8 protein-coding genes and 1 tRNA gene are annotated in these 6,832 nt (G+C 64.3%); 4 read left to right on the forward strand and 5 right to left on the reverse strand.

Features of this window, described 5'->3' with window-relative positions; all coding sequences use genetic code 11:
* Positions 1-996 (forward strand): MATE family efflux transporter (locus tag JWR89_RS01995; protein ID WP_299711140.1); only part of this gene is annotated, 996 nt, incomplete at its 5' end.
* On the opposite strand, the gene JWR89_RS02000 is transcribed toward JWR89_RS01995, so the two are convergent.
* From JWR89_RS02000 to JWR89_RS02010, 3 genes are read right to left on the reverse strand one after another with little or no spacing between them, the layout of a single operon-like run.
* Complete coding sequence (locus JWR89_RS02000) at positions 991-1,392, reverse strand: SRPBCC family protein (protein ID WP_299711143.1); 402 nt, start codon at positions 1,390-1,392, stop codon at positions 991-993. The two genes, JWR89_RS01995 and JWR89_RS02000, sit on opposite strands and share 6 nt — an antisense overlap.
* Before the next feature lie 34 nt (positions 1,393-1,426).
* Positions 1,427-2,269 carry an AraC family transcriptional regulator gene (locus JWR89_RS02005; RefSeq protein ID WP_299711146.1) on the reverse strand — a complete coding sequence of 281 codons (843 nt, stop codon included), beginning with the start codon at positions 2,267-2,269 and terminating at the stop codon, positions 1,427-1,429.
* Between the two features lie 9 nt (positions 2,270-2,278).
* Entirely contained in the window at positions 2,279-2,857 is a 579-nt protein-coding gene (locus tag JWR89_RS02010) for a methylated-DNA--[protein]-cysteine S-methyltransferase (RefSeq protein WP_299711149.1), read from the reverse strand.
* Positions 2,858-3,001: 144 nt separating this feature from the next.
* On the opposite strand from JWR89_RS02010, the gene JWR89_RS02015 reads away from it, so the two are divergent.
* Together JWR89_RS02015 and JWR89_RS02020 are read left to right on the forward strand one after the other, a co-directional pair.
* A tRNA-Gly gene (locus JWR89_RS02015) sits at positions 3,002-3,075 on the forward strand.
* Positions 3,076-3,385: 310 nt separating this feature from the next.
* Complete coding sequence (locus JWR89_RS02020; protein WP_299711152.1) at positions 3,386-3,943, forward strand: hypothetical protein; 558 nt, start codon at positions 3,386-3,388, stop codon at positions 3,941-3,943.
* A gap of 151 nt (positions 3,944-4,094) precedes the next feature.
* On the opposite strand, the gene JWR89_RS02025 is transcribed toward JWR89_RS02020, so the two are convergent.
* A complete protein-coding gene (locus JWR89_RS02025; RefSeq protein WP_299711155.1) occupies positions 4,095-4,382 on the reverse strand; it encodes a helix-turn-helix domain-containing protein in 288 nt (95 codons plus the stop codon).
* A 610-nt stretch (positions 4,383-4,992) separates the two neighbouring features.
* On the opposite strand from JWR89_RS02025, the gene JWR89_RS02030 reads away from it, so the two are divergent.
* Complete coding sequence (locus JWR89_RS02030) at positions 4,993-5,274, forward strand: hypothetical protein (protein ID WP_366142959.1); 282 nt, start codon at positions 4,993-4,995, stop codon at positions 5,272-5,274.
* Between the two features lie 98 nt (positions 5,275-5,372).
* Here JWR89_RS02030 and JWR89_RS02035 read toward each other — a convergent pair.
* The coding region (locus tag JWR89_RS02035; protein WP_299711160.1) for an FAD-binding dehydrogenase at positions 5,373-6,832 on the reverse strand (1,460 nt) is incomplete at its 5' end.

The raw sequence follows: 6,832 nt of genomic DNA on the forward strand, positions 1-6,832 counted from the left end.
CGCGGCGGCGTGCTGGCGCAGGCCACCGGCTATATCCAGATCTTCTTCGGCGGCTGCGTGCTTCCATGGCTGACGAACACCTTCGCCGCGATCCTGCGCGGCACCGGCAACATGAAGCTGCCCTCTGTGATCATGCTGAACTCGGCGTTGTGCCAGATCGTGCTCGGCGGCATTCTGGCGCTGGGGCTTGGCCCGATCCCGTCGTTCGGCATGCGCGGCGTCGCGGCGGGATCATTGACCGCTTTTGCCATCGGTACGGCGATCATGGGCTGGTACGTGTTCTCCGGCCGCGCCCGGGTGCGACCGGTGCTCCGGGCCATGACGATCCAGCGGGACATGTTTTTCGATATATTGAAGGTCGGCGCCATCGCCTGCCTGATGCCGCTGCAGGGCGTGCTCACCTTGACCATCTTCACCCACATGCTGGCGCGCTACGGAACGGCGGTGCTGGCCGGCTACGGCGTCGGCGCGCGGCTGGAATTCCTGCTGTCCAGCCTGGCCTTTGCGGTGGGCGTGGCCTCGGTGCCGATGATCGGCATGGCGATGGGCGCCGGCCGGCCGGCGCGGGCGCGGCGCGTCGCCTGGATCGCGGGGCTGATCTCGTTCGCGGTGGTCGGCGGGCTCGGCACGCTGGTCGCCATCTTCCCGGACATGTGGGTCAGCCTGTTCAGCGGCGATCCCGGCGTGCGCGCGGCGAGCCGCGAATATCTCGCCATCGCCGCGCCGATGTATGCCTTCATCGGCCTTTCCACGGCGATGTATTTTGCCTCGCAGGGCGCCGCGAAAGTGCTGGGCCCGGTGCTGGCGCAGACGGCGCGGCTGGTGTTCATCTGCGCCGGCGGCTGGTACCTGCTGTCGATCGACGCCGGCAGCGGCAGCTTATTCAAGCTGGCGGCGGCCTCGATGGTGTTGCTCGGCACGCTGTCGGCGCTCAGCGTGCTGCTGACGCGCTGGGGGCCGAAAGCTCGGCCTGCGCCGGATGTGCGGCTGTCATGATGCCTTGCGCCGGAACGCAGCCTGCATCGCCGCCGCGCCAAGATCCATCTGGCCATCCATATACGGCGCGATCTCGTGCGGCAGCACGTCGGCCACCCAGATCGCCCGGCAGCGCGTCGCGCCGTCGGCGATCACCTGCACCGAGGCGCTGTGCTGCGTCAGCCGCTCGCTGACGATGGCATAGACGAGCCTCCGGCGGCCGGCGTCGCAATCGACCAGGATTTCGCGGGCGACGGCGCCGTTGGCGAAGGTCACGATGCGGGTATCGCCGTCGAGTTTCGTATCGGTCACGAAGCCGGGCACCAGCCGGGTATGCAACGCGCCGAAGTCGGCGATGGCGTCCCAGACCTCGTCGGCGGGCGCGTCGATCAAGAATTCCTTGTGAATGGAAGCCATCTGTCTGCCTCGAATGATCGGGAGCACATCCTGATCAGTGCACGGCTAGCCGGTCTTGGAGAATCTTGCGATTTCCGCGCGACGCCTGCCGGAAGCCGCGCGGCGAAACGCCCGCGGCGCGGTGGAAGCTGCGGACGAAGTTCGAGAGGTCGCCGAAGCCGACCTCGTAGGCGATGTCGGTGATGGCGCGCTCTTCCTCCGCCAGCAGTCTTGCGGCATGGCGCAGCCGTGACCGCAGCAGATACTGGTGCGGAGTGACGCCGAGCACCTGGGCGAACAGCCGCAGGAAATGAAACGGGCTCAACCCGGTCTGCTTCGCCGCGCCATCGAGGTCGATCGGCTCTGCCGCATGGGCATCGATCCACAGCGCGGCCTCCACGGCGCGACGACGATCTCGTGCACCGGCCTGCAGCGGCTTCCGCGATTGCCCGGACACCAGCTCGACGAAACGTGCCGTCAGGGAATGGCCGATCTCGTCGAGCGCGATGTCGCTGCGCCCCTCCGCGGCGGCCTGTGCCAGCTCGCCGAGCACCATCAGTTCCGCGAGCGGCGCGACGCTGCCGCGCTGCCAGATGTCCCGGTTGTCGCCGATCGTCTCGACCATTTCCGGCGCGAGCAGGAATGCCAGGCATTCGTCGCCGCAGCCGTGATGCTCGTGGTGGCAGGTGTATTCGTCGCCGGGATGGCCGATCAGGATCGAGCCTGCCACCAGCTCATGGTCCTGGCCGCGGCTCCGGCAGCCGAAGCTGCCCTTGCGGACATAGGCAATCGAATGGCAGGCGTGCGCTTCGGCAAAGGGCCGGTCGTCGGGCCCTGCCGTGCAGCGATAGTCCGAAACGGTGATCGCACCGCGCTGAAGGATGGTGGTTGCCGCCATCCGGCAAGGCTAGCCGGGCGCACGCGGCGGGGCAACCGACAGCAGCGCATCGAACAGCGTCGGGCCGCGGCCGGCCAGTGCGCCTTCGATGGACAGCAGCCGGAATTTTGTGACGATGCCGCCGTTGCCGGCAAAGCCGCTGGTCTGGCCGGCACTGGCCAGCGTGCGATGGCACGGCACCACGAGCGCGAACAGGTTGCGATTGATCGCCTGGCCGACCGCGTGCACCGCGCCGCTGGCGCCGAGCCGGGCGGCCAATTCGGCATAGGTGCGGGTCTGGCCGTGCGGGATCAGCCGCACGGTCTCGTACACCCGGCGGTTGAACGGCGGCACGCCGGTCATGTCGAGCGGCACGTCGGAGAGGTCGCACGGCTCGCCACGCAGCAGCGCGACGATGCCCTCGATGGCCAGCTCGACGTCCACCGGCGGCCGGACCTCGCGGGCCTCGGGAAACTGCTGCAGCAGGCGACGTCGCGTCTCCATCTCGCGGGCTTCGGGCAGCCGCACGCCGACAATGCCGGTCCGGCCCCATGCGATGCCGCACCGACCCACCGACGTATCGAAAATTGTGTACTCGCGCCCAGCCATTATGGACGATGTTAGAACATCGGAAAGCGTGACGTCATCTGGAATCTGTCGGCCGGGTTGATCTTCGCCCGCTGCGCAGGGCTGATGTCATCAAGTGGCTTGGCGGATCGCCCGGTCTCGGCTAGATCATGGCTAGGCGACCATGCGGGCGTAGTTCAATGGTAGAACGGCAGCTTCCCAAGCTGCATACGAGGGTTCGATTCCCTCCGTCCGCTCCAGTGTGGCTACGCGCGCACTGCAGTTCGCCGCACCGCGCCATCCGAGCAAACCATAAGCCCGCCATAATCAGCCGTCTGGATTGAAGGCAAATGGCGCTTTGCTCGGCTCTCACATGAATCCTGCGGGCACGGCGGTGATGTTGAGGCCGGCGTCGCGGTGGGTCACCGGCGGCTACTCCTCTTGGCCCGGCGAGAGGCGCTCGGGAGCATCGCACAGCATTGAACGCTACTCGGGGAACGTAAGCGAACGGAGATCAAGCGGGGTCCAATGACTCGCTGCGGAGCTAGTGAACGGTCGTTTGGAGGCATCATGGTCCGTATTGTTAGTACGACGTTGGCGCTTGTCTGCTTGGCATCGATCGCCCACGCTCACCCGCACCGCCAGCAGCTCGCCGTCGGCTGTAACCAGCTCTGGCCTTGCGAGGCGCCGTCGGCCGCGTCCAGCAACGTGCTCGCTGGCGTTCGGTCGATCGACGCCGGGATCACGAAAGAGAAAAGGGTTTCTCGGCCGGAGCGAGCTCGGCACTCTGCTGGCATCGCAGAAGTATCGGCCCGGGCGGTATCTCAGGTCATTGGCGGTCGGCCGGCAGGTTGCCCGTCACGGTTCTGTGGATGCGGGGCAAGCCTTCATCTGTACGGCCGGATCATCCCGTCGCTCAATCTCGCCGCGAACTGGCTGCGCTTTCCGCGCGCTGCACCAGCTCCGAAGATGGTTGCGGTCCGGCGCGGCCACGTCTTTGTGCTCGAAGAGCATATCGGCGGCGACACTTGGCTGGTGCACGACAGTAACTCCGGGGGGCAGCGGACGCGTTTGCATGCTCGATCGATCGCCGGCTACGCCATCGTCAATCCGAGCGGACATGTCTGACGAAAGCGGCAAGGCGGCGAGAAGGTAAAAATATTTATGATTGATGCCGTCGCTTAACGCGCCCCTCTTCGAAGGCGAGACAGCTAAGGTGATAGTCGAGATGCTTCACCTGCGTAGCCGCAGCATAATGGCCTCGGCTCATCTGCCTTGATCAACTATCGCTTCGAAATTCCGAATCGCATTTTTTTGCAACCGCCATGTTTCCTGTTCCGCTTGGAACGGCTTCTCCATGGAGTGAGTAGTGCGCAATTCTGTTGCGCAATGTCCGAATCGATACACCAAGGCAGCGGGCAGATGTTGTGCGGTTTCCTCCATTTTCAATGAGAGTCTCCAAAATGAGATCTCGCTCAATGTCTTTGATGGGTGAGCCGACTAGCCATCGCGTGATGCGGCGGCGCGACGCAGGCGAAATCTTGCATCGAGATAATAACGGTCTCATGGCGCAACTCCGTTGCACATACGCCCTCGCCCAGTCGAGATCGGACAGCAAGACGGTTAACAAAAGATTAAAGTGTGCAAGTCGCCGCTTACAGCCAGAGGAATGAGGCCAGCCTGGCGCTCTTTGCGAGTGAAGCGCGACTGAGTTATTTAAAAGGCCATAAGCAAGCGACGGTGCGGCCAGCTCGGACGTTGTGGATCACTGCGCAACGCGCGTCACGATTTTACCATCGAGCACCCGCAAAATTTGCCCTATCACCAAACGGTGATAGTGAGAATCAAGACGACCGCAACCCCAGGATGCTCTCTCGAATGAGAGCCATGAAAAGCTGCGATTGGCTGGGCTGAAAATACGGAGCCTTTGCTTAATTCCCACCCTTGTTTTCCGAGTTCGCAGGCGGAAGAATAGTTTCCGTCGGACCATTGGTGTTGGCGACGAGCAGGACCATCGACTGCATTGGGTTACGTAAATGCGAACCCGCGTGAGACGAGTAGCTCATCTCCTGGAGCGCTTAGGCCTTTCGATGGTCGGAGCAGCATGCGGACTACTGGTCGCTGTCCACGTAGGTTCCAACATTCCGACGCTTACTACACAAGGCTTTGTGGTCATCATGACGATCAGCGGAGCGCTTGGGTTTTACCTGGGAATAGATACGCCGCCACTCGTCAGCTACGATCCATCGAAAATTGGTGCGCATGGAAAGGCGGATATCGCCGAACTTCTCAGTGCAGTAGGGACCTTCATCGCGGCGTTGGCTGCATTCGCATCGATCAGCATTATTGTACTTCGTGATGATGCGCACAGGCTTGCGACGATCCTGATCCTGCTCGGTTGGCTCGTGGGCGTAACGATGCAGACAATTGCCGGAGCAATCGCCCGCACCCGCCAATAGCGGGAGACCATCGGGCAGATCGCGCTAGGACTATGACGGGTTAATCGCGATCGATCTCTGCCAGAAGAGTTGGAACAGGCGTCGTCCGGCGACGTACGTCACCCCGCTGCCCTCGCCGCCGCCCGCCCGGCGTTGCGGCCGGAGAACAGGCAGCCACCCAGGAACGTGCCTTCCAGCGAACGGTAGCCGTGCATGCCGCCGCCGCCGAAGCCGGCGGCTTCGCCGACCGCATAGAGCCCCTGCATGATCTGGCCGTTTTGCCCGAACACGCGACCGTCGAGATCGGTCTCGAATCCGCCCAGCGTTTTTCGCGTCAGAATGTTGAGCCGCACCGCGATCAGCGGACCGTGCGCGGGGTCGAGGATGCGGTGCGGTCTGGCGGTGCGGATCAGGCGGTCGCCGACATATTTCCGCGCGTTGTGGATGTTCATCACCTGCGTATCCTTGACGTAGGGATTGGCGATCGCGCGGTCGCGCGCCTCGATCTGCGCCTTGATATGATCGAGCCGCAGGAGGTTGTCGCCGCTCAGCGTATTCATCGCCGCGACCAGTTCTTCGAGGTTGTCGCGGACGATGAAATCGACGCCGTTGCTCTTGAACGCCTCGACCGGCGCCGGCGCGCCCTTGTTGGTGGCGCGGCGCGCGGTCATCAGCCAGCTCTTGCCGGTGAGGTCGGGGTTCTGCTCCGAGCCCGACAGTGCAAACTCCTTCTTGATGATCGCCTGGGTCAGCACGAACCAGGAGTAATCGTAGCCGGTGGACTGGATGTATTGCAGCTGGCCCAGCGTGTCGGAGCCCGGGAACAGCGGCGACGGTAGCCGCTTTCCGGTGGCGTCGAACCACATCGACGATGGGCCGGGCAGGATGCGGATGCCGTGCTTCGGCCAGATCGGGTCCCAGTTCTGGATGCCCTCGACATAGTGCCACATGCGGTCGCGGTTGATCAGCCGCGCGCCGGCGGCTTCGGTGATCCCGATCATGCGGCCGTCGACATGTTCGGGCACGCCGGAGATCATCCGTTTCGGCGGTGCGCCGAGCCGCGGCGGCCAGTTCTGCCGCACCATATCGTGGTTGCCGCCGATGCCGCCGGAGGCGACGATCACCGCCGAAGCGCGCAAAGCAAAATCGCCGACCACATGGCGGGAACTGCTCTCGCCGCGCGCCGCGCCCGATGGCTCCAGGATCGCGCCGCTGACGCCATCGACGGTGCCATTGGTGATGCTCAGCGCATCGACGCGGTGGCGGAATTTGAAACTCAGCAACCCCTTTTCTTTCGCCTCGCGGGCGCGGCGCACGAACGGCTCCAGCACGCCGGGCCCGGTGCCCCAGGTGACATGGAAGCGCGGCACCGAGTTGCCATGGCTCATGGCGTCGTAGCCGCCGCGCTCGGCCCAGCCGATCACCGGAAAGATGCGATGCCCCATTGCGCGCAGCCAGTCGCGCTTCTCGCCGGCGGCGAAGCCGACATAGGCCTCGGCCCAGCGCCGCGGCCAGTGATCGTCGTCGCGGTCGAAGCCGGCGGAGCCGGTCCAGTCCTGCATGGCGAGATCGTAGCTGT

It is taken from the genome of Tardiphaga sp. (assembly GCF_028290785.1).
Classification (GTDB): domain Bacteria; phylum Pseudomonadota; class Alphaproteobacteria; order Rhizobiales; family Xanthobacteraceae; genus Tardiphaga.

Excerpts from the sequence above, each read along its gene's own strand:
- JWR89_RS02000 (WP_299711143.1), bottom strand. The coding sequence starts at position 1,392 with ATGGCTTCCATTCACAAGGAATTCTTGATCGACGCGCCCGCCGACGAG.
- JWR89_RS02005 (WP_299711146.1), bottom strand. The coding sequence starts at position 2,269 with ATGGCGGCAACCACCATCCTTCAGCGCGGTGCGATCACCGTTTCGGAC.
- JWR89_RS02010 (WP_299711149.1), bottom strand. The coding sequence starts at position 2,857 with ATGGCTGGGCGCGAGTACACAATTTTCGATACGTCGGTGGGTCGGTGC.
- JWR89_RS02020 (WP_299711152.1), top strand. The coding sequence starts at position 3,386 with ATGGTCCGTATTGTTAGTACGACGTTGGCGCTTGTCTGCTTGGCATCG.
- JWR89_RS02025 (WP_299711155.1), bottom strand. The coding sequence starts at position 4,382 with ATGAGACCGTTATTATCTCGATGCAAGATTTCGCCTGCGTCGCGCCGC.
- JWR89_RS02030 (WP_366142959.1), top strand. The coding sequence starts at position 4,993 with ATGACGATCAGCGGAGCGCTTGGGTTTTACCTGGGAATAGATACGCCG.